General features: G+C 63.6%; 20 protein-coding genes. 7 read left to right on the top strand and 13 right to left on the bottom strand.

What is annotated here, in order from left to right; genetic code table 11:
* Window positions 1-29 precede the first annotated feature (29 nt).
* From flhB to GGQ74_RS03435, 9 genes are all read right to left on the bottom strand, one after another.
* The gene (gene flhB, locus GGQ74_RS03475) at window positions 30-1,091 is read right to left on the bottom strand and encodes a flagellar biosynthesis protein FlhB (RefSeq protein ID WP_167940135.1); all 1,062 of its coding nucleotides are present in this window, start codon (window positions 1,089-1,091) and stop codon (window positions 30-32) included.
* A 27-nt stretch (window positions 1,092-1,118) separates the two neighbouring features.
* Entirely contained in the window at window positions 1,119-1,901 is a 783-nt protein-coding gene (fliR, locus tag GGQ74_RS03470; protein WP_167940134.1) for a flagellar biosynthetic protein FliR, read from the bottom strand.
* Window positions 1,902-1,976: 75 nt separating this feature from the next.
* Window positions 1,977-3,851, bottom strand: a complete 1,875-nt coding sequence (locus GGQ74_RS03465) for a polysaccharide biosynthesis protein (protein ID WP_167940133.1) — start codon at window positions 3,849-3,851, stop codon at window positions 1,977-1,979.
* A gap of 124 nt (window positions 3,852-3,975) precedes the next feature.
* Complete coding sequence (locus GGQ74_RS03460; RefSeq protein ID WP_167940132.1) at window positions 3,976-4,965, bottom strand: MraY family glycosyltransferase; 990 nt, start codon at window positions 4,963-4,965, stop codon at window positions 3,976-3,978.
* Complete coding sequence (locus GGQ74_RS03455; protein WP_167940131.1) at window positions 4,962-5,969, bottom strand: UDP-glucose 4-epimerase family protein; 1,008 nt, start codon at window positions 5,967-5,969, stop codon at window positions 4,962-4,964. Before GGQ74_RS03455 ends, GGQ74_RS03460 begins: the two co-directional genes overlap by 4 nt.
* On the bottom strand, window positions 5,962-7,104 hold the full coding sequence (locus GGQ74_RS03450) for a glycosyltransferase family 4 protein (protein WP_167940130.1): 1,143 nt from the start codon (window positions 7,102-7,104) through the stop codon (window positions 5,962-5,964). Before GGQ74_RS03450 ends, GGQ74_RS03455 begins: the two co-directional genes overlap by 8 nt.
* Window positions 7,105-7,108: 4 nt before the next feature.
* Window positions 7,109-9,085, bottom strand: coding sequence for an asparagine synthase (glutamine-hydrolyzing) (asnB, locus tag GGQ74_RS03445; RefSeq protein ID WP_167940129.1), 1,977 nt, complete (start codon window positions 9,083-9,085; stop codon window positions 7,109-7,111).
* A gap of 117 nt (window positions 9,086-9,202) precedes the next feature.
* The gene (locus GGQ74_RS03440; protein ID WP_167940128.1) at window positions 9,203-10,108 is read right to left on the bottom strand and encodes a M23 family metallopeptidase; all 906 of its coding nucleotides are present in this window, start codon (window positions 10,106-10,108) and stop codon (window positions 9,203-9,205) included.
* Window positions 10,109-10,181: 73 nt separating this feature from the next.
* Window positions 10,182-10,931 (bottom strand): tRNA lysidine(34) synthetase, encoded by a 750-nt coding sequence (locus GGQ74_RS03435; RefSeq protein ID WP_167940127.1) that lies wholly within the window; start codon window positions 10,929-10,931, stop codon window positions 10,182-10,184.
* Between the two features lie 350 nt (window positions 10,932-11,281).
* Between GGQ74_RS03435 and GGQ74_RS03430 the strand changes: the two genes are divergently transcribed.
* The 4 genes from GGQ74_RS03430 to moaC are packed head-to-tail and all read left to right on the top strand — an operon-like array spanning window position 11,282 to window position 14,373.
* Window positions 11,282-12,484 (top strand): hypothetical protein, encoded by a 1,203-nt coding sequence (locus tag GGQ74_RS03430; protein WP_167940126.1) that lies wholly within the window; start codon window positions 11,282-11,284, stop codon window positions 12,482-12,484.
* A gap of 50 nt (window positions 12,485-12,534) precedes the next feature.
* On the top strand, window positions 12,535-12,756 hold the full coding sequence (gene rpoZ / locus GGQ74_RS03425; protein WP_167940125.1) for a DNA-directed RNA polymerase subunit omega: 222 nt from the start codon (window positions 12,535-12,537) through the stop codon (window positions 12,754-12,756).
* Between the two features lie 3 nt (window positions 12,757-12,759).
* Entirely contained in the window at window positions 12,760-13,887 is a 1,128-nt protein-coding gene (gene dnaJ, locus GGQ74_RS03420) for a molecular chaperone DnaJ (RefSeq protein ID WP_167940124.1), read from the top strand.
* Between the two features lie 6 nt (window positions 13,888-13,893).
* Entirely contained in the window at window positions 13,894-14,373 is a 480-nt protein-coding gene (gene moaC, locus GGQ74_RS03415) for a cyclic pyranopterin monophosphate synthase MoaC (protein ID WP_167940123.1), read from the top strand.
* A gap of 202 nt (window positions 14,374-14,575) precedes the next feature.
* Here the strand turns inward: moaC and GGQ74_RS03410 are convergent, their stop codons facing one another.
* Window positions 14,576-14,863, bottom strand: a complete 288-nt coding sequence (locus GGQ74_RS03410; protein ID WP_167940122.1) for a hypothetical protein — start codon at window positions 14,861-14,863, stop codon at window positions 14,576-14,578.
* Between the two features lie 109 nt (window positions 14,864-14,972).
* On the opposite strand from GGQ74_RS03410, the gene GGQ74_RS03405 reads away from it, so the two are divergent.
* Entirely contained in the window at window positions 14,973-15,467 is a 495-nt protein-coding gene (locus tag GGQ74_RS03405) for a rubrerythrin family protein (RefSeq protein ID WP_167940121.1), read from the top strand.
* 123 nt (window positions 15,468-15,590) lie between these two features.
* Here the strand turns inward: GGQ74_RS03405 and GGQ74_RS03400 are convergent, their stop codons facing one another.
* The 3 genes from GGQ74_RS03400 to hisH all read right to left on the bottom strand — a co-directional run bounded on the left by GGQ74_RS03400 (window position 15,591) and on the right by hisH (window position 17,715).
* Entirely contained in the window at window positions 15,591-16,082 is a 492-nt protein-coding gene (locus GGQ74_RS03400) for a NifB/NifX family molybdenum-iron cluster-binding protein (protein ID WP_167940120.1), read from the bottom strand.
* A 219-nt stretch (window positions 16,083-16,301) separates the two neighbouring features.
* Complete coding sequence (hisF, locus tag GGQ74_RS03395) at window positions 16,302-17,081, bottom strand: imidazole glycerol phosphate synthase subunit HisF (protein WP_167940119.1); 780 nt, start codon at window positions 17,079-17,081, stop codon at window positions 16,302-16,304.
* A complete protein-coding gene (gene hisH / locus GGQ74_RS03390) occupies window positions 17,071-17,715 on the bottom strand; it encodes an imidazole glycerol phosphate synthase subunit HisH (protein WP_167940118.1) in 645 nt (214 codons plus the stop codon). Before hisH ends, hisF begins: the two co-directional genes overlap by 11 nt.
* Before the next feature lie 181 nt (window positions 17,716-17,896).
* Here hisH and rfaD point away from each other — a divergent pair, with 181 nt between their 5' ends.
* Both rfaD and GGQ74_RS03380 read left to right on the top strand, forming a co-directional pair.
* Window positions 17,897-18,868: an ADP-glyceromanno-heptose 6-epimerase gene (gene rfaD / locus GGQ74_RS03385; RefSeq protein ID WP_167940117.1), complete on the top strand. Its 972-nt coding sequence runs from the start codon at window positions 17,897-17,899 to the stop codon at window positions 18,866-18,868.
* A gap of 143 nt (window positions 18,869-19,011) precedes the next feature.
* A complete protein-coding gene (locus GGQ74_RS03380; RefSeq protein WP_167940116.1) occupies window positions 19,012-19,917 on the top strand; it encodes a DMT family transporter in 906 nt (301 codons plus the stop codon).
* The last annotated feature ends 36 nt before the right edge of the window (window positions 19,918-19,953 follow it).

Raw genomic sequence — 19,953 nt, 5'->3', positions numbered from 1 at the left:
TTGACGTCCTATCTCGGGCGGATTCGGGTTCAGCGACGGCGGAGTTTGTATATCTGGGCCAGAATCGAGGCCACCGCCTGGTACAGCTCCTCGGGGATGACATCCCCAATCTCCACCGATTTATACAAGGCCCGTGCCAGCGGCTTGTTTTCGCGGATGGGAATGTTGTTTTCGCGGGCGATCTGCTTGATCTTCTCCGCAAGGTGATCGACGCCCTTGGCGAGGACCATGGGGGCCGGAGCCTCCATGGCGTCGTACTTGAGGGCCACGGCGATGTGCGTGGGGTTGGTGACCACCACGTCGGCCTGGGGTACCTTCTGGAGCATGCGCCCGGCCATGGTCTTCATCATCTTCTCGCGCTGCTTGCCCTTGACGATGGGGTCGCCCTCGGCCTGCTTGTGCTCGTCCTTGATCTCCTGCTTGGTCATCTTGATGTTCTCGTTGTAGTCCCAGAACGTGTACACCGTGTCCGCTATGCCGATGATGAGCATGGGGATCAGCGCATAGATGGACATCTTGAGTCCGATGGTCAGGATGTAGGCCGCGATACCTTCGGCGTTGGAGAAGAACAGCGGGGCGAGCTTGGGAATCTCGCTCTTGAGGACGATGTAGGGGGCGATGCCGATGAACAGCGCTTGAAGCACGCTCTTGCCCAAACGGATGAAGACCTTGGGGTCGAGGAGTAGGCGTTTAATGCCGCTGAAGACGTTGAATATCTTCTCGAACTTCGGCTCGAAGACCTTGGTCGTCCACAGCTGGCCCACCTGAAGGCGCATGGTGAGGAAGGCCACCACCAAGAGGACGGCCATGATGGGCAGGATCATCAGGGCGAGGCTTTCGGAAAGCGACGTGAACAGCGCGTAGACGCTTTGCGGGTTCACCTCGAAGAGCAGCCCCTCGCCACAGAACCACGCGAAGATGTGCTTCATCTCCTTGGCGATGAGATCCATGAAGATGTAGAGAGCCACCAGACCTCCCATGAGGATGGTGGCCTTGCCAAGTTCCTGACTCTTGGCGACGTTGCCTTCCTCGCGGGCCTTGTTGCGCCGTTTCGGTGTGGCTTTTTCTGTTTTACTCGGATCTCTCGCCATGTGCGGTCCGTGGGTATCGTATCGGGCCTATCCGCTCATCGTCCTGAGCAGGGTGTGGAACATCGGCCCCATGGTGTGAATGAATTCCTCCACGTGCCGTGAGAGGTACGTGAAGAGGATGCCAAGGAAGAAGAAGCCCACCGTGATCTTGATGGGAAAGCCCAGAATGAGCACGTGCATCTGGGGAGCCGCGCGGCCCACCAGCGCGAGGGCGAGGTCCACCATGAACAGCGCGGCCATGACCGGCGCGGCGATGCGAATGGCCAGCACGAATATCTGCCCCGCCATGCGTAGTATGCCCTCGCCCAGTTCCGGCGTGATCAGAAGGCCCCCCGGCGGGATCAGCGCGAAGCTGTCCGCCAGACCCTGAATCAGGTACAGGTGCCCGTTGAGCGTCAAAAACGTAAGCAGGGTGGTCATGTACAGGAAATGCGAGGTGACCACAACGGAGGTGCCCGTCAGCGGATCGACGATGTTGATCATGGCGAAGCCCATCTGGAAGCCGATGAGCTGGCCGCCCATCTGCACCGCCGCGAAGAGGAAGCGCACCACCAGCATCAGCACGAGGCCGATGAGCAGTTCCCCGGCGATCATGAGCGTGATCTGAAAGATGTTCTTGGGGAACATGACGCCCGTGAACGACAGCGCGGGCCATACCGCCCACGACAGCACGAGGCATAGGGCCGCTTTCACCGGGTTGGGGATGGAGTTTCCGCCGAAGAAGGGCAGCACGAACAGGATCAGGCTGACCCGGAAGAGGGTCAGGAAGAAGCTGAAGATGGATTCGGGGTCGAATGCGAAGATGTCCATGCGCGCAAATGTGCAAGAGGCGGACCATTTGCACAGTGGCGTCCGGCGGTGCGCATGGGGCCTTGCGCGGCGCGATCAGGAGCCGTCGTCCGGCGTGTACTCCGGTACGATGCGGACGAGATTTTGGCGGATGAGCGTATGGTCGCGCGCGTCGGCGGCGGCCTTGAGGTCGTCGATGAGCGGGGCGAGTTCGGCGCTCTCGCAGGTCTGCCCGCGCAGGACCATGATCTTGTTGTGTCCGGTGGGTACCACGCCCTCATCCTGCGTGATGAGTTCCTCGTAGAGCTTTTCTCCGGGGCGCAGGCCGGTGAAGCGTATCTCCACGTCGCGCCCCGGTTCGCGGCCGGACAGGCGGATGAGGTCCGCCGCCATGTCCGCGATGCGCACCGGGCGGCCCATGCGCAGCACGAAGATTTCCCCGCCTTCCCCCATGCTTCCGGCCTGAAGGATGAGCTGACAGGCTTCCTCGATGGTCATGAAGTAGCGCACCACGTCCGGGTGCGTCACGGTGACTGGTCCCCCGCATTCGATCTGGCGGCGGAACAGCGGCACCACGGACCCCGCCGAACCCAGCACATTGCCGAAGCGCACGGCCATGAGCCGCGTGCCGTTGCCGCAGTGGGACTGCATGATGCGCTCCGTTACGCGCTTGGATGCGCCCATGACGCTTGTCGGGCGTACGGCCTTGTCCGTGCTGACCACCAGGAGGCGCGGCACGCCGAGGCGTACGGCGTGGCCGATGAGGCTCTGCGTGGCGAGGACGTTGTTGTAGATGGCCTGCCACGGGTTGACCTCCAACATGGGCACGTGCTTGTAGGCGGCGGCGTGGAAGATGACGTCCGGCCGATGGGTTTCGAGGGTGTCGCGCAGCCATTTTCCGTCGCACAGGCTACCGAGGAGCGTTTCATAGTCGTGGAAGCGCAGTTCGTGCTCCAGCTCCATCTGGATCGTGTAAAGGGCGAATTCGCTGGCGTCGAGCAGCAGGAGTTTTCGAGGACCATAGCCCGCGATCTGGCGGCAGAGTTCGGAGCCGATGGACCCGCCCGCCCCGGTGACGAGCACCGTCTTGCCGCGCAGGTATCCGGCGATGCCTTCCACGTCGAGGTTTACCGGTTCCCTGCCGAGGAGGTCGCGGTAGTTCACGTCGCGCAGGTTCTTGATGGATACGCGCCCGGCCGCGATTTCCGACAGGCTCGGAATGCGACGGCAGGTCAGGCCAGAATCTTCGCACAGCTTCATCATGTGGCGCATTTCCTCGCCAGTTTGCGCGGGCGTGGCGATGAGCGCCTCGGTCGTCTTGAATTTCTCGATGCGCTTCCATTCCGGGAGCGCATCGAGCGCGCCGACGACGGGCACGCCGTGGATGCAGCGTCCATGGCTGCTCTTGTCGTCGTCGAAGATGGCCACGATGCGGATGTCGGAGTTCGGATTGCCAACGCTTTCGCGGAGCATGCCCTCACCGGCTTCGCCCATGCCGAGTAGCACGCAGGGCGTGCGCGGGCGGGTTGGTCCGCGCCGGGTGAACATGCTGGAGAGCGCGACGAAGCCTGTGCCGTAGACCATGCGGATGCCGAGGCGCAGCCCGGCCACGAGGGCCACGGTGTAGAGCGCGTCGAGAATGAAGACCGAGCGCGAGAAGCCCTGAAAGTTGTGGAACAGGACCACGTAGGCCAGCACAAGCACCGAAGCCACGGCTGTGCCCTTGGCGATGTCCACGAGCTCCGGCAGGCTGGTGTAGCGCCACATGCCCTTGTACAGGTCGAAGGACAGGAAGCACACGAGCTTGATGGGCACGAGCATGGGCAGCACGGCCACGAGCTGTTGCAGGTGCTGGGGCGGGATGTCGAATTCGAAGCGGGTGAGGTAGGCCAGCAGATGGGCCACGCTGACGAGACCTGCGTCGAGGGCGATGAGCACGTAGAAATTGATCGACTTCAGGCGCTTGTTCACCGATTCCGTCTCCTGTCCTCAATGGGCCTGTGCGGGCGGGTGCGTTCGGTCTGGGGTTGCCGTTCGGCATGGACGGCAGGGCTGGTTCCAGTCTCCTGTTGTAACAGAAAGTGGAAGAATTCTGTCAACTTGTTTTTGAGGCGAAACGGCGAATGTGCAGTTCGGCAAGCGGAAGCAGTGCAAGGCAGAGGGCGATGCATGTCGCGGGGCCGTAATCCGCAAATGCGGTGATGGCGAGGGCGCAGAGGATGGTCAGCGCGATGTAGAGCGTTGTCACTCTGGCGTGTGACCAGCCTGCCGTATTGTGCAGGCGCTGGTAGATGTGGCTGCGGTGGGCGTGGAAGATGTTTTCCCGGCGCGAGAGCCTGCGCAGGATGGTGTAGGTGGCGTCGACGGTCAGTGGCAGCGTGACGGCCAGCGCTTCGGCGGCGAGTCCGCGTGTGGGGCAGCCCACGATGGCGATGGCCGCGCATGCGCCGAGTGTGGTGCTGGCGGCGTCGCCCATGAATATGCTGGCCCGGGGCCAGTTCCACGGCAGGAATCCGGCGATGCCCGCCGCAAGGAGCAGCCACAGCGGCTGGTCGAGCTGGATGGCGAGGAAGAACATTTGGACCAGCGCCGTCCCGGCCACGAGTCCGTCCAGTCCGTCCATGAAGTTGTAGAAGTTGATGAGCGCGGCGGTGCCCACGATGGTCACCGCCCATTGCACGATAAGGCCCGGCGTTCCCATGTCCGGTGCGAAGGGCAGCGGCACAGGGCCGAACAGGGCGCAGGTCAACCCGCCCAGAAGCAGATGCACGGGCAGGCGCGAGCGGGCCGGGAGGTTCCATGCGTCGTCCGCGAGGCCGAGGAGCACGAGCGGGATGATGACCGCGAAGACGCGCATGGCCTGCGGCGGAGCGAACCATTGCCCCGTGACCGCGTCGAGGCTCCCCAGCACGAGGAATGCGGTAACGAAGCCCAACCCGCCCCCGCGTGGCGTGGGAACGGTGTGGGAACTGCGCTCGTTGGGGATGTCGATCATGGCGCGGCGAAGGGCGATGGTCCGAACGATGCGGGTGAGCGCGAAGGAGAGCGCGGCGCTCACTGCGCAGAATGCGGCGATGCGAATCACTGCCTCGCTCCGGGATGCATGCGGCGGGAGCGGATGAACCAGTCGGCCGTTTCGGCCAGTCCCTGATCGAGGGAGAAGGGTGGGGTCCAGCCGATGCCATCGCGCAGGGCGGATGCGTCCACGGCGAGGGAACCGGTAAGACGGCGGATTGCCGGGCCTCGTCCGGTCAGAGCGGCGGCGAGGGCGAGCAGCGAGGGTGGGATGTTCCACAGCCGCGCCCTGCGGCCAAGGGCGCGGGCGATGCGTCGGATGAGGTCCGGCGTGGAGACGTCCTCCCCATCGCTGGCAAGGAAGGTGTGCCCCGCCGCATTGGGATGCGCGGCGCAGGTGGCGAGAACATCGGCCAGATTACCGGAAAAGAGCAGGCTTCGGCGGTTGTGGATGGCCCCCAGCGGCAGGGGCAGGCCGTTGTCCACCGCGCGCATGAGCCGCAGGAAGTTCGCGCCCACGCCGGGACCGTACACCAGCGGCGGGCGCACGATCACGCATTCGAGTCCCGTTCGGGCGCAGACCTCGGCAAGCGCCATCTCAGCCTGATGCTTGGAACGCGCGTAGGCATCGTCCGGTGCCGGGGCGTCGGCGGGTGTGTAGGGCGCGGCGCGGCCCTCGCCGTTGACCTTCGCCGTGCTGACGAAGACCAGCCTGCGCACGCCAGCGTCGGCGGCCTGTTCGGCCAGCCGTTTCGTGCCAAGCACGTTCACTTCGCGGAATGCGGATTCCGGGTCGGGGTGGCTGTCGTGCATCACGTGTACGCGCGCGGCGAGATGGACGACACAGTCGGCCCCTTCCAGAAATGCGCTCCAGTCCGTGTCCGGCCCCACGTTGCCGCAGGCGCTCTGTTGATAGTGGATGTCCTCGGCTGGCGGAAGGATGGGGGCCATGGCCAGGCGCACCGCCGCGCGCACGGTGTGTCCACGGCTGGTCAGCAGCCGCAGCAGATGACGACCGACGAAGCCGTTCGCGCCGGTGACGCAGATGATCGGGAGGCCGGGGGTGTCATTCATGGTCGGTCTCCAGCATGGATGCGTAGAGGTCGAGCGTGCGGGATGCGACGCTGTCGATGGAGAAGCCGTTCAGGGCAAGGGCGCGGCTGGCCGTGCCCATGACCTTGCGCGTTTCGGCGGAGGTGACGAGTGTCGTCAGCGCTTCGGCCAGACGTTCGGGGTCGCGCTCCGGAACGAGAAGCCCGTTGCGTTCGTGGCGGACGATTTCCCTGCACCCCGGCGTGTTTGTGGTGACGATGGGTTTTCCCGCCGCTGCGGCCTCGATGAGGGCGAGGGGGATGCCCTCGCGATAGTGTGTCGGCAGGCAGACGATGTGACTGCGGGCGAGTAGGCCGGGCATGTCGTTGCAGTAGCCGATCCATTCAACCCCCGGTTCCCGGCTCCAAGCGGCAAGCGTCTCCTCCGGAATGGCCTGGGGGTTGTGACTGTCGGGTACTCCGGCCAGCACGATGCGGAATTTGACGTTGCGCTGTCGCATCAGGCGTGCGGCCTCCACGAGCACTGCCGCGCCCTTGTCCCAGATCATGCGGGCGGCGAAGAGGATGACCGGCGGTCCTTCGGGTTCGGGACAGGGGTGGAAGAGCGTGGTGTCCACTCCCGACCCGAGAATGAGCGTGCAGGATTCGCACGGAGCGATGCCGCAACTCGTGAAGAGTTCGAGATCGTCGGGATTCTGGAAGATGATGCGCGTTTCGGGGCGGGTGAGGGCAAGGCGCAGCCACTGCGAGATGACGGTACGCAGGATGGCGCGGCGCAGGCCTTCGCGCACGAAGACGTAGCCGAGCCCGGTGACCGCGTTGACCACGTGGCTTACGTGGGCCAGCCGCGCCGCCACACAACCGAGCAGGATGGGCTTGAGCGCGACGTGATGGACGATGTCCGGCCGGGTCCAACGATAGAGCGCGGCAAGCTCCCTGATTGCGGCGAGCTGTTGGATGGGACCGGTGCTGCGGCGATTCATGCCCAGCGGATGGAAGGTGAATCCTTCGTCGCGGATGCGCTGGGCGTATTCCCCGGCGCAGGCGGCAACGGAAACGCGGTAGCCCGCATCGCGTGCGGCCCGGGCCAGCGGAACGCGATGTTTCCAGAAGTACCAGTCCTCGGTGACGACGTAGAGGATCGAGGCGTTGGGCAAGGGTTCATGCTCCCGGTGCAGATTCGGTGATCCAGGCCCTGAACATGAGTACTGCCCATAAGTGATACTGCCAGTTGAACTTTCCGGCAAGGTGTTCGCGCCATTTTCTGCGGATGGGGTCCGGGTCCAGCCAGCCGTCCTCGCGCAGGGCGCGCACGTCCAGAAGTTCCTCCGCCCATGGGCGCAAGGGGCCGCGCAGCCACGAGTCGATGGGAACAGAGAAGCCCTGTTTGGGGCGGTCCATGAGCTCCGGCGGCAGATGGCGGGCGAGAAGTCGGCGTAGCGGGAGCTTGCCTTTGCCGTCGGCGATTTTCATGGATGCGGGAAGGCTCAGGGCGAATTCGCAGATGCGGTGGTCGAGGAGCGGCACGCGCGCTTCGAGCGAGACGGCCATGCTCGCCCGGTCCACCTTGGTCAGAATGTCGCCGGGGAGGTAGGTCGTCATATCCATGGTCATCATCCACTCTGCGAAATCCTCGTTGGGCGGCCACGTTTCCGGGCGCTCAAAGGTCGATTCCGGGAAGTCGGCACCCCTGACAGGTGACTGCCCGCCGTTCCAGCAGGACACAAGCAGGCCGTGGAATTGTGCTCTGTCGCGGGCGGACAGGGCCGAGGCGACCTTGAGGAGCTTGTCGCGGAAGATGGCGTGGCGCTGGGCGGGGGCGAGGAGATTTTCCGCGCGCTCGTAAGCATCCGCGAGCATGCGTCCAGCCGTACCCTTGAGCATGGCCGACATGGCGCGGCGCAGCGGGAGCGGAATGCGTCGCTGCGCGTTCCATAGCCGTGGACCGAAGAGATGACGCGAATAGCCGCCGAAGAGTTCATCGCCGCCGTCGCCGGAGAGCGCCACGGTGACATGCTCCCGCGCGAGGCGCGAGACGATGAGCGTGGGAATCTGCGAGACGTCGGCGAAGGGTTCGTCGAAATGCCGGGGCAAAAGCGGGATGACATCCAGCGCGTCATCCGGGGAGAGGCGCAGTTCCGTATGCTCCGTGCCCAGTCGCTTCGCTACCTCGCGGGCATGTGTGGCCTCGTCATAGCCCTTGGCGTCGAAGCCGATGGTGAAGGTCCGGGCCGGACGGCTGCCGATGCGCTGCATGGCGGCCACGACGGCCGTGGAGTCGATGCCGCCGGACAGGAACGCGCCGAGAGGGACGTCCGCCAGCATGCGCAGGCCCACGGCGTCGTCGATCAGCGTCTGGAGGCGATCCGTCGCGTCGTCGAGGTTTCCGGCGAAGGGCGCGGCCATGCCCCGTAGGGCCATGGTCCGTACGTCCCAGTAGCGGGCGGGTTCGGGGATGCGTCGCACGGCGACGTCGGCGGGAGTTATGGTGAGCGTCGCGCCGGGCGGGAGCTTGCGGATTCCCTGAAAGATGCAGTGCGGCTCCGGGATGTGAAGAAAGCGCATGTATAGGGCCAGCACCTCGCGGTCCAGTTCGCCGGTCCATTGCGGGTGTTGGCGCAGGGCGGACGGGGTGGAGCCGAACAGGAATGCCGATCCGCACAGGCCGTAATACAGCGGCTTGATGCCGAGCCTGTCGCGAACGAGCGTGAGGGTGCGTTCGGCCCTGTCCCACAGGGCGAAGGCGAACATCCCGACGAGGCGGGGCAGCGTGGCGTCAAGCCCGTGGGCGGAGATCAGCGCGAGAAGCGTTTCCGTGTCGGAGTGTCCGCGCCAGCCGTGGGGCGGGGCGTCTCCTTCGCGTTCGAGGGCCGCGCGCAGTGCCGGGTGGTTGTAGATTTCGCCGTTGAAGGTAATGACGAAGCGCCCGCAGGGGGATTCCATGGGCTGCGCGCCAGCCGGGGAGAGGTCGAGAATGGCGAGCCGGGCATGGGAGAGGCCGATGCCGGAGGCCGGGTCCGCCCACGCGCCGGAACTGTCCGGCCCGCGATGCGGCATGGCGTTCGTCATCGCCTGCAGAACGGGCGTGTAGAAGTCTGCGGGGCGTGGGTCGCCCATGAATCCGGCAATGCCGCACATGCTGCTGTCCTCCCGATGGGGGTTGACGGAACGCGTGTCGGTCGGTCGGGGATGGAAAAGAAGCCCTCCTGCGCGGGCAGAAGGGCTTCGGAATGTCTAGGGGGCGAAACGCGGACGCTAGTTGAGCACGTAGCGCATGGGGTTCACCGGAACCCCGTTGAGCCGCACCTCGTAGTGCAGGTGCGGACCGGTGCTACGGCCCGTATTGCCCACGTAGGCGATAAGCTCGCCACGGGAGACCTTTCTGTTGGCCTTCACGGCCAGCGAGTGCAGATGCGCGTAGCGGGTTTTGATGCCGGACCCGTGGTCGATCATCATGCTCAGGCCGTATCCGCCATCAGCGCCGGAGAAGGTGACCACGCCCTTTGCCGGGGCGTAGATGGGCGTTCCCGTGGGGGCTGAAATGTCGATGCCCTTGTGGAATTCGCGCTTGGCGGTGAAGGGGGACGTCCGCGCGCCGAAGGGCGAGGAGACCCAGCCCTGCGTGGGCCAAATGCTCGGCGTTGCCGCCCAGAGATCCTGATTGCTGCGAATGACGTGCATCAGCTCTTGCTGCCGGACCTCTTCGAGGCGGGCTTCGGTATTCAGCTGGTGCAGGAAGTTGTGCATCTTGCGGGCGAGCAGTTCCTGCCGGTGCATGGGGAGGTAGCTGTTCGCGAAGTCTGCGGATTCGGGGCCGCCGATGGGGGATTCGCTGACGCGGCGGTCCTGGTCGAGGTTGATCATGACCCGGAGTTTGGAATCGAAATCTCTGATTCGCAGGAGGTCTTTTTCGAGGGTTTTGATCTTGGTGGCCAGCGCGAGGAGTTGGGTCTTCTGTTCTTGAACGGTCTGCTCGGAGTTGCCGAGTTCCTTTTTCATCACCTTGAAGTTGATGAAGTAGTTCCAGAAGAAGATGTTCGACGCGATAAGAGCGCAGAGAAGACCGGCCAGAGCGATGCCGAACCATCCTCGTAGGCGGAACTTTCTGGAGATCCCTTCGTTCTCCTTGAAAACAACGATGTCGTATTTCCGAAAAAGCATGGGCTTCTGGAATGATCCCGCGATATTGCGGGGTTGCGGTTAGATCTGGATTTCTACGGTAATTGCTTGAGAACTATTGCATTTTCAAGGTCAAGTCAAGCTGCCAGCGCTGCAATGCCTTCAAAACGTTTCCCTTCATCGTCCGGTCCTTCCCGCAGGTCTTCTCGATCCACTCCTGCGTGCGGGAGCGCTCAGTGGCTCCGGCGGAGGGGCAGGGGTTCTGCCAGACGGGAAGGCCGAAGTCCTTCGCGGCCTTGATGATGGTCTTCTTTTCAAGGTAAAGGAGCGGACGGATGACCTTGAGCTGGCCGCCGAAGAAGTCCTCGGCCATGGACAGGCCGTAGACGTTGCCGGTCTTGAAGATGTTCATGAAGAACGTGGCCGCGAGGTCGTCGGCGGTGTGGCCAAAGGCGAGGTGCGTCAGCCCGTACTGCTTGCATAGCTCGAAGAGGCGCTTGCGGCGGAGCATGGCGCAGTAGAAGCAGGCCGAGCGCTTCAGGTTTTCCTCGGAATGGGCGCGGGGGCCGTAGTCCGTGACTTCGAGATGCCCGCTGACGCCGTTTTCGCGCAGCCAGGCCGCCAATGGGGCGTGGCTTGTGGCGTCGAATCCGGGGTTCAGGTGCAGGGCCATGAGTTCCACCGGAAAGGGGATAATTCTCTGGCGCATAGTCAGTATCTTCAGCAGGACCCAGCTGTCCACGCCGCCGGAGACGGCGATGCCAACCCGTGCGCTGGGACTGAGCATGCCTGCCTGCTGCATGAGTTTGCCGGTGCCGCCGAGGCACTGCTTCTGGGCGTAGGTGAGTTTTCCCCATTGAGCCATGTGTGGAATGCTCCGTTGTAATCAAGTTTCAGGATGCGCGCGTGCTCGCGGCGGTAACCGGCCGCGAAAAGCCGTGAATCCCGGAAGCGCATGAATAGTTCATGGCGGCGGGGTCCGCAATGGGAAAAATCCCGCCTGTCAGGTTGGCGTTTTATCTTGACTTGCTTTTTTGCCTGATTTAGCGAAAGAATTTTTCCCAATCGGGTTTCCTGCTGCACAAGTCGCTGGTGTCGGAGTCCGCAGGCAAGGGGGCATCCGTGGGGCTGGGGCGTAAATGTGTTCTGATTGGCCTTGCAGGGCTGGTCATCCTCGTGGGGATGCTCTTCGGGGATGGCGGGTTTCGGGAGGTCGTGCTCGAAAGAGCGTGGCCGCCGGTTCGTCCGAACGCCGTCAATGGCATTGCCATCCAGAATGAGACTGGCGCGTATGTCCTTACACGTGTGGGCGGAACGTGGACGGTGTCCGTTCCGGACGTCGCCGAGCCGCTTCCCGCCGCGTCCGACCGTGTGCAGGCCTTTGCGGATGCGTTGCTGAGCGCCTGCCCGGGACGTAAGGAGTCCCTCGGCGAGCTGGATTCGTCCTTTGCTGTGGATGCGCCGCTCGCACACATCAGCCTCGACGGGGCGCACCGCGCGGCGGTGGTCAGATCCGACGTCTCGGGGCTTTGCCTGCTGTATGGCGGGCACGTCTATGCCTTTCCTGATTGGCGAGCCGAGATGTTCCAGCGCCCGGCCGCGTGGTTTCGCGATTCGCGCTTGCTGGATTTCTCGGTTGACGACGTTCGACGGATCGAGGTGTCTCCCCTTGCGGGAGAGACGTGGTCCGCGCGGCGTGTCGGCGATGGTTTTGAGTTTCTGACACCGGCCCGATTCGTTGGCGTGCACGTGCTGGGTAGCGCGATGGAGCAGTTTCTGCTCGGGGTGTCGGCCATGCGGCAGGGAGCTGTTGTCGCGGAATCCGTGCCGGGGGATACGCCGCCGGATATGGCCGTATCGCTCGAAACCGGACGCGATGGGCGCATGAGGCTGGAGGTCCATCTTTCCGAGGAAGGTGGCCCGGTTGTGCGATCTTCGCGGCTTCCGCTGTGGTTCGAGCTTGACCGGGACGGCCTGCGTAAACTAGACTTAAACGCTTTTTTGCTCGTCGATAGAAGAGTGGCCGACTTCGCGCCAGGAATGGTGCGGGTAGTGCGGCTTTTTCGCGGCGAGCGGGCATTCGGGGCGAAGCGTGCCGGTAACGGCTGGGTTGATGCAAGTGGCGCCTGGAAGCATGCGGGTATTGACATGCTCCTGTGGCGACTTACTTCACTCCAGTACGAATACGGCCCGGAACGTCTGCCGGGAACGGCAGTTCCGGCGCTGTCGGTAGAGCTTCTCCTCGAGGGCGCAGGCTCCATGCTGGAGCTTGACTTCTATCGCGATCCCGCCTTGCCGCATGGGCAGTGCTGGGTTCGCCTCTCTCGCGGGGAGGATTTTTTCCCCGTGAACGACAGAGTTCTGAACGATCTGGAAGGCCTTCTCCCCGCGTCCGCGCAGAGGGGGGAGGCATCCTAGTACATTCTGCCGCCACGCACGGGGCGTCGCGGCGAAACAAGGAGACATACATGGCACGCATTACCGTCGAAGACTGCCTGGAGCAGGTCAACAACCGCTTCATGATCGTGCAGATGGCCATCAAGCGCGTGAAGCAGTACCGCGAGGGTTACGAACCGCTGGTTGAGTGCAAGAACAAGGAAATCGTCACCGCTCTGCGCGAGATCGCCGCAGGCAAGGTGATTTCCGAGGAAGATCTGACCGACGTCGGTGTCAAGACCGCCAACAAGTAAGCCATGTCCCAGAGAGATTACTACGAAGTCCTCGGCGTATCGCGTGAAGCGTCCGAGGATGAAATCAAGAAGGCCTACCGCAAGCTGGCCTTCCAGTTCCACCCCGACCGCAATCCCGACGATCCCGAGGCCGAGGCGAAGTTCAAGGAGGCTGCCGAAGCCTACGAGGTGCTGCGCAACGCAGACAAGCGCGCCACCTACGACCGTTTCGGCCATGCCGGAATGAACGGCTCCGGTTTTGGCGGATTCTCGAATTCCGAGGACATCTTCGCCTCCTTCGGCGACATCTTCGGCGACCTGTTCGGTTTCGGTGCCACTGGAGCGCGACGTGGCAACCGGCCGACCGCAGGTGCGGACCTACGCTACAACCTGAACATCACGTTCCGGCAGGCGGCCAAGGGGGATGAGATCAAGCTGAGCATCCCGCGCAAGGCCCACTGTTCGGACTGTGGCGGCTCCGGTGCCGCGGCGGGAACCACCCCCGAAACCTGCCGCCATTGCGGCGGAAGCGGGCAGGTGACCCAGTCGCAGGGCTTCTTCCGTGTCGCCATGCCGTGCCCTGTGTGTCGTGGACGCGGGCAGGTCATCAAGACGCCGTGCGCCCGCTGCAAGGGCGATGGCGTCGTGGAAGAGATCCGCGAGCTTTCGGTGCGCATTCCCGCAGGCGTGGACAACGGTTCCCGTCTGAGGTTGCGCGGCGAGGGCGAACCCGGCGAATTCGGAGGGCCTCCCGGAGACCTCTACGTGGTCATCTACGTGGAGGAGGACGAGGTCTTCGAGCGTCAGGGACAGGACCTCGTGTATCGGCTCGTTTTGAGCTTTCCGCAGGCCGCCCTTGGCGACACCGTGGAGGTTCCGACTCTCGACGAGCCGTCCAAGCTGGTCATTCCCAAGGGAACGCAGAACGGCAAGGTGCTGCGCCTTCGCGACCTCGGCATGCCGAGCCTCGGCGGACGTCAGCATGGTGATCTTCTCGTTCAGGTGCTGGTGCAGACCCCCGAGGATCTCACCCGCGAGCAGGAAGATCTCCTGCGCGAGTTCGCTCGTCTGGAGGAGGAGAAGCAGGCCAAGCCGCTCCACAAGGTCAAGAAATTCTTCAAGAAGGCCGCCGGAAAGGCCATGGGAGACTGATAGACCGTGACTGCACAGCTTTCGCATATTGATGAGGACGGCAACGCGCGCATGGTGGATGTGGGCCACAAGGCCCAGACCCAGCGTGTGGCCATTGCCGAGACTCGCGTCGTCCTGTCGCGTGAGACGTTCGACCTGCTGGCCGCCAATGCGTTGCCCAAGGGCGACGCGCTGACCACGGCCAAGATTGCGGGCATTCTCGCCGCCAAGAGGACCTTTGAACTCATCCCCATGTGTCATCCGCTTCCGCTGAGCTATGTCGATGTCCGCTTTACTCCCGTGGAGGAGACGGCGACCATCGTCATCGAGGCGGAGGCCCGCACCGCCGGACAGACCGGCGTGGAGATGGAGGCGTTTACCGCGGCGCAGGTCGCCGCGCTCACCGTCTACGATATGTGCAAGGCCGTGCAGAAGGACATCCTGATCACCGGCTGCCGTCTGCTCCACAAGAGCGGCGGCAAGAGCGGGACCTACGACGTCCGCTAGGCATCATTCCCCTTCCGAATGGTTTTCGAGACCCGCGTGGCTATGCCGCGCGGGTCTTTTGTTTTGTCGTGGGGTTGGCTATGGTGGGACGCGTACGTCCCGATGGATGGACGCGGCACGTTGACCGGAATGGATACACGGCCCGGTTGGGTGCCGGGGCGCACGCGATGCGCATCCGTGGCTTGGGGCGTTTTCGGAGCGCCTAACCTTTTCTTTCCTCGCCATGTCCTACGAGGAGCATGAGATCCTCATCCTCTGGAGATGGGCACGCGGACGGATTATAGTCCAGGAAGTGCTTGAGGATCACCTCGCCGCATCCCGGCGAGAAGTAGAAGACCGTGGCCGGGCGGCTCTTTTCGCGCAGCGCGTACATTCTCATCTCGCGCGGGGCGTCGTGCTGCGTCCATGCGCGGATGAAGCGGTCCTGCAAACGGGACGTTCCGCCCTGTGCGATGTCCTGTAGGCTGAGGGTGATGCGGTACCAGTCCATGCGATCCTCCTCGGCTTGTTGGTGGCTGTGGCATTTCGATTCTACCTCATGTTGTCGGAGTCCGGCAACGCGGGCGTGCGCAATTATGGAAAATGCAAAGGAGTGAACGATGAGCAGGACTAAAGAGAATCTCGAAGCGGCATTCGCCGGTGAGTCGCAGGCGAATAGGCGGTATCTGGCCTTCGCCGAGAAGGCGGACAAGGAGGGCCTCGCGCAGGTCGCGAGGCTGTTTCGGGCCGCTGCGGCAGCGGAGACTGTTCATGCCCACGCGCATTTGCGCCTTCTGAAGGGCGTGGGGTCCACCGAGGAGAACCTGAAGTCGGCCATTGCAGGCGAAACCCACGAGTTCAAGGAAATGTATCCGGCCATGATCGAGGACGCCAAGGCCGAGGGCGAGCGCGCGGCCGAACGCTATTTCGGCTTCGCCAACGCCGTTGAGGAGGTGCATGCGAACATGTACCGCAAGGCGCTTGAAAATCCGGCGGGACTGCCCGAGACGAGCTACTACGTGTGTAGCGTGTGCGGACACGTGCACGAGGGCAGGCCCGAGGCGGCGTGCCCCGTGTGCGGTGCCAAGCCGGAAGCCTATTTCCTCGTGGAGTAGCCGCAAAAGAGCCATTGCCCCGAGCTATGCTGGGGTGACTTGGGAGAATCGAGGGCGACCTTGTCTGTGACGGGTCGCCCTTTTCCTTTCATGGGCCGGTAATGTCGGGATTGAGCCGCGCGATTAGGAGCGACCGCGTCCGCCGCCCATGCCGCGTCCCATACCGCGCCCGCCGCCCATGCCGCGTCCGCCACCCATTCCACAACCGCGTCCGCGTCCCATGCCGAGGCCGAGACCGCGTCCCATGCCGGGGCCGACGGGCTGCTGTGCCGCCGAGGTGGCGGGCTGCGCTTCCGCAGGGGCGTTCTGCGCTTCGTTGAGCGCCTCGCGTACGGTGGCCGCCGTGGTGGTGATGATGCGCACTCCGGCCTGCGTGAGCGCCTGTTCCGCATTGGGGCCGACGCGCCCGGTGACGACGGCCTGCGCTCCTGCGCCGACCACGGCCTGCGCGGCCTGGATGCCCGCGCCCTGCGGCTGCGTGGCGTTCGCCGTGTTATCGATGACGGTGTGCTCGCCGCTTTCCGCGTCGAACACGATGAAGTGCGCGCAACGTCCGAAACGCGGATCAAGCGCGCTGTCGAGGGTCGTGCCCGTGCTGCTGATAGCATACTTCATGGGTATCCTCCTTTTCGAAGTGTTTACTTGGAGAGGAGCAAGCAGTGTGCCGAAATGAGAAGCGTGTAATTCCAATGTGTTGAAAATTTGTCGATGTCGCGCCGGGCGAATATTACGCCCATTTATAGAGGCTGTGGCGCATTGTGCGTCCGGACGAAAAAGCCCCCGGAAGCGCGTGCTGCCGGGGGCGTGTGATTGAGGCTGTGGTGCGGGGGTGAGCTACCAGACGTCGCGTACCTTCACGCCACGGCTTTTCATGATCTCCTTGCACTGGCGGATGGAGTATTCGCCGTAGTGCACGATGGAGGCGATGAGCGCGGCGGAGGCCTTGCCCTCGGTGATGGCGTCGGCCATATGTTCGGGCGTGCCTGCGCCACCGGAGGCGATGACCGGGATGTTCACCGCCTCGGCGATGGTGCGGGTGAGGTTCAGCTCGTAGCCGTCGCGGGTGCCGTCGGCGTCGATGGAGTTGACGCACAGCTCGCCAGCGCCAAGGGATTCGACGTGCTTGGCCCACGCGATGGCGTCGATGCCCATGTGCTTGCGACCGCCGTGGATGACGATCTCGTAGCCCGAGGGGATGGACTCGGTGACGGGCACGCGCAGCACGTCCATGCCCACGACGATGCACTGCGAGCCGAAGGCCGCCGCGCCTTCGGAGATGATGTCCGGGGTCTTCACGGCGGCGGAATTGACGGAGACCTTTTCCGCGCCAGCCAGCAGCACGGCGCGCATGTCGGCCACGGTGGAGATGCCGCCGCCCACGGAGAAGGGAATGAAAATCTGCTTGGCGACTTCCTCCACGACCTTGAGCATGATGCCTCGGCCCTCGTGCGAGGCCGTGATGTCGTAGAAGACGAGTTCGTCCGCGCCTTCCTCGTAGTAGACGCGGGCCGTTTCCACGGGGTCGCCGATGTCCACGTTGTCGCGGAAGCGGATGCCCTTGGTCAGTCTGCCGTCGCGCACGTCGAGGCAGGGAATCACGCGCTTACTGAGCATTCTTCACCTCAAGGCAGTAGTCGTGGAAGTTGGCGAGGAGCCTCAGGCCCGGTCGGCCGCTTTTTTCGGGGTGGAATTGCGTGGCCCACAGGCCTTCGCGTCCGTGCATGGCGCAGAACTCGATGCCGTAGGTGGTGGTGGCCAGCACGTATTCCGGGGCCGGTGCGGGGTAGTAGCTGTGCACGTAGTAGAATTCGGAGCCGGGCTCGATGCCTCGGAACAGGCGCTCCTGCGGGTCGCGCGGGGTGACGCTGTTCCAGCCCATGTGTGGAACGTGGACGGGGGTGCCGTCCTCCTCGTGCATGCCGGGGGCGAAGAGGCGGCATTCGCCGGGGATGATGCCGAGGGTCTTCGTGTCGTTTTCCTGCGAGTAGTCGAGCATGATCTGGCAGCCCACGCAGATGCCGAGCAGTGGCTTGCCGGATGCCACCAGACGGCGCAGTTCGGCGTCGAGTCCGGTGGTGGTCAGCTCGTTCATGGCCTGTCCGGCAGCGCCCACGCCGGGGAAGATGACGCCGTCCGCGGCGGCGAGAATCTGCGGGTCCGCGGTGATGGCGCACTCGATGCCGAGATGATCGAGCGCCCGGCGCACGGACGTCTGGTTGCCAGCTTTGTAGTCGAGAATTGCGAGCATTTTTTCCTCCGTGAAACAATGCGCATTAGTAGATATGCGCGCGCAACACAAGCGTTCCGTTGTCAGCGGTAGCCGGATTTCCCGAAATGGCGCGTCCCTGCGGGCTTGCGTCCCGTGCCCGGGTGATAGTATGGGTTGTGTTTCCGCGCAAACTTTCTTCCGAACAATGGAGATTCCATAGATGCATATCGTTACCGGAGGCGCCGGGTTCATCGGCAGCGCATTCGTGTGGAAGCTGAATTCGATGGGCGTCACCGACATTATCGTGGTCGACGATCTCGGCACGAGCGACAAGTGGAAGAACCTCGTCAACAGGACGTACGTCGACTACGTGCACAAGGACATGTTCCTCGAAATGGTCATGCACGAGGATATGCCCTTCGATGTGGATTCCATCATCCACATGGGCGCGTGCTCCTCGACCACCGAGCGCAACGCCGACTATCTCATGGAGAACAACTACCGGTACACCATGACGCTGGCGCACTTCTGCCTTGAGCATGATGTTCGGTTCATCAACGCCTCCTCCGCCGCTACTTACGGCGACGGAAGCCTCGGCTTCGACGACGATCCTGACGGCATCGAGGCCCTGCGTCCGCTCAATATGTACGGCTACTCCAAGCAGCTCTTCGACCTGTGGTCGCTGCGCACCGGGGCCGTTGATTCGCTGGCGAGCCTCAAGTTCTTCAACGTGTTCGGCCCTAACGAATACCACAAGGGCGACATGATGTCCGTGATCTGCAAGGCGCACCGCCAGATTCGCGACAACGGCTTCATGTCCCTGTTCCGTTCCGGACGTCCCGACTATGCCGACGGCGGCCAGATGCGCGATTTCGTCTACGTGAAGGACTGCGTGGACGTGATGTGGTGGCTGCTCCAAAATCCGCAGGTCAACGGCATATTCAACCTCGGCACCGGCACCGCGCGGACGTGGAATGACCTTGCCCGCTCCGTGTTCTCCGCCATGGGCGTACCCGAGGACATCCGCTACATCGACATGCCCGCAGCGCTTGAGGGCAAGTACCAGTACTTCACCGAGGCGAAGATGGACAGACTGCGCGAAGCGGGCTGCCCGGTCGCCTTCCGTTCCCTTGAGGACGCGGTGGCGGACTACGTGGGCAACCACCTCTCCGCTCCCGATTCGTATCTCTAGACACATCCCGCCGGGCGCGACGTGGGGAATCTTCGTTGCGCCCGGTCTTTGGCGTTTCGCCTGCGCGTTGGCGTGAGGGTAAAGCGTCATCTTCGGGCCAGCGCCCGCAATCTTTTCATTCCGGTGGAAAACCGAGGTCAGGCATGTCGTGCTCCCGTAATCGGCTGGTTGGCATTGTGTTCGCTCTCGCGGCGACCGTCGTGTGGTCCGGAAACTTTATCGTCGCCCGTGGGCTGGTGGATAGCGTCCCGCCCGTGACGCTCGCGCTCCTGCGCTGGACCACTGCACTGGTGGTGCTGCTTCCCTTCGGCGGCATGTCCTTCATCCGCTCGCTGACCGCCGTGCGATCGCACTGGCGCTATCTGGCCCTCACCGCGCTTCTGGGCGTCACCATCTTCAACACGCTCATCTACATGGCCGCGCACCATACCAGCGCGTTGAATCTGTCCCTCATCGCCACCACCTCGCCCATGTTCATCCTGCTTTTCGCCCGGATATTCCTTGGCGAGGCGGTGTCGCCCACCCGGCTTGGCGGCGTGGTCGTTGCCGTCCTCGGCGTGATCGTGCTGATCACGCGGGGACAGGTGCATCGTCTGCTGACGCTGGAGCTTTCCGTGGGGGATTTGGGCATGCTGGCCGCCGCCATGCTTTTCGGCGCGTACAGCATTCTCGTGCGCCGCATGCCGCGCGATGTGCCGCAGGGTGCATTCCTGACCACCACCTTTGGCCTTGGCGCGCTGATGCTGGTGCCGTGGGCGGCGTGGGAATGGAGCGCGGGCGGTGTGGAGTTGCACGTCACGGGGCAGCTTGTCGGTGCCGTGCTCTACATCGGCGCGGGAGCTTCGCTGTTTTCGTTCTGGTGCTGGAACAGGGCGGTGGAGCACATAGGGCCGTCCATGGCCGGAGCTGTCTACTACTCGCTGCCGCTGTTCAGCGGAATCGAGGCCGTGGTGTTTCTCGGGGAACCTGTGTGCTGGGCGCACTTCTTGAGCGGCGTGCTGATTCTGGGTGGCATATGGCTGGCCACGCGGCAGGGCTCGCGGCCCTAGCGTGAGTCGCAACCTGTCGCGATCTGCACGAATGAA

Source organism: Desulfobaculum xiamenense, assembly GCF_011927665.1.
Taxonomy (GTDB): Bacteria; Desulfobacterota; Desulfovibrionia; order Desulfovibrionales; family Desulfovibrionaceae; genus Desulfobaculum; species Desulfobaculum xiamenense.
This window is presented reverse-complemented; position numbering and strand designations above follow the sequence as displayed.

Bases quoted from the DNA above. Each gene is read 5' to 3' on its own strand.
- flhB (WP_167940135.1), bottom strand. From the start codon at position 1,091: ATGGCGAGAGATCCGAGTAAAACAGAAAAAGCCACACCGAAACGGCGC.
- fliR (WP_167940134.1), bottom strand. From the start codon at position 1,901: ATGGACATCTTCGCATTCGACCCCGAATCCATCTTCAGCTTCTTCCTG.
- GGQ74_RS03455 (WP_167940131.1), bottom strand. From the start codon at position 5,969: ATGAATGACACCCCCGGCCTCCCGATCATCTGCGTCACCGGCGCGAAC.
- asnB (WP_167940129.1), bottom strand. From the start codon at position 9,085: ATGTGCGGCATTGCCGGATTCATGGGCGACCCACGCCCCGCAGACTTC.
- GGQ74_RS03440 (WP_167940128.1), bottom strand. From the start codon at position 10,108: ATGCTTTTTCGGAAATACGACATCGTTGTTTTCAAGGAGAACGAAGGG.
- GGQ74_RS03435 (WP_167940127.1), bottom strand. From the start codon at position 10,931: ATGGCTCAATGGGGAAAACTCACCTACGCCCAGAAGCAGTGCCTCGGC.
- rpoZ (WP_167940125.1), top strand. From the start codon at position 12,535: ATGGCACGCATTACCGTCGAAGACTGCCTGGAGCAGGTCAACAACCGC.
- dnaJ (WP_167940124.1), top strand. From the start codon at position 12,760: ATGTCCCAGAGAGATTACTACGAAGTCCTCGGCGTATCGCGTGAAGCG.
- GGQ74_RS03410 (WP_167940122.1), bottom strand. From the start codon at position 14,863: ATGGACTGGTACCGCATCACCCTCAGCCTACAGGACATCGCACAGGGC.
- GGQ74_RS03405 (WP_167940121.1), top strand. From the start codon at position 14,973: ATGAGCAGGACTAAAGAGAATCTCGAAGCGGCATTCGCCGGTGAGTCG.
- GGQ74_RS03400 (WP_167940120.1), bottom strand. From the start codon at position 16,082: ATGAAGTATGCTATCAGCAGCACGGGCACGACCCTCGACAGCGCGCTT.
- hisF (WP_167940119.1), bottom strand. From the start codon at position 17,081: ATGCTCAGTAAGCGCGTGATTCCCTGCCTCGACGTGCGCGACGGCAGA.
- hisH (WP_167940118.1), bottom strand. From the start codon at position 17,715: ATGCTCGCAATTCTCGACTACAAAGCTGGCAACCAGACGTCCGTGCGC.
- rfaD (WP_167940117.1), top strand. From the start codon at position 17,897: ATGCATATCGTTACCGGAGGCGCCGGGTTCATCGGCAGCGCATTCGTG.
- GGQ74_RS03380 (WP_167940116.1), top strand. From the start codon at position 19,012: ATGTCGTGCTCCCGTAATCGGCTGGTTGGCATTGTGTTCGCTCTCGCG.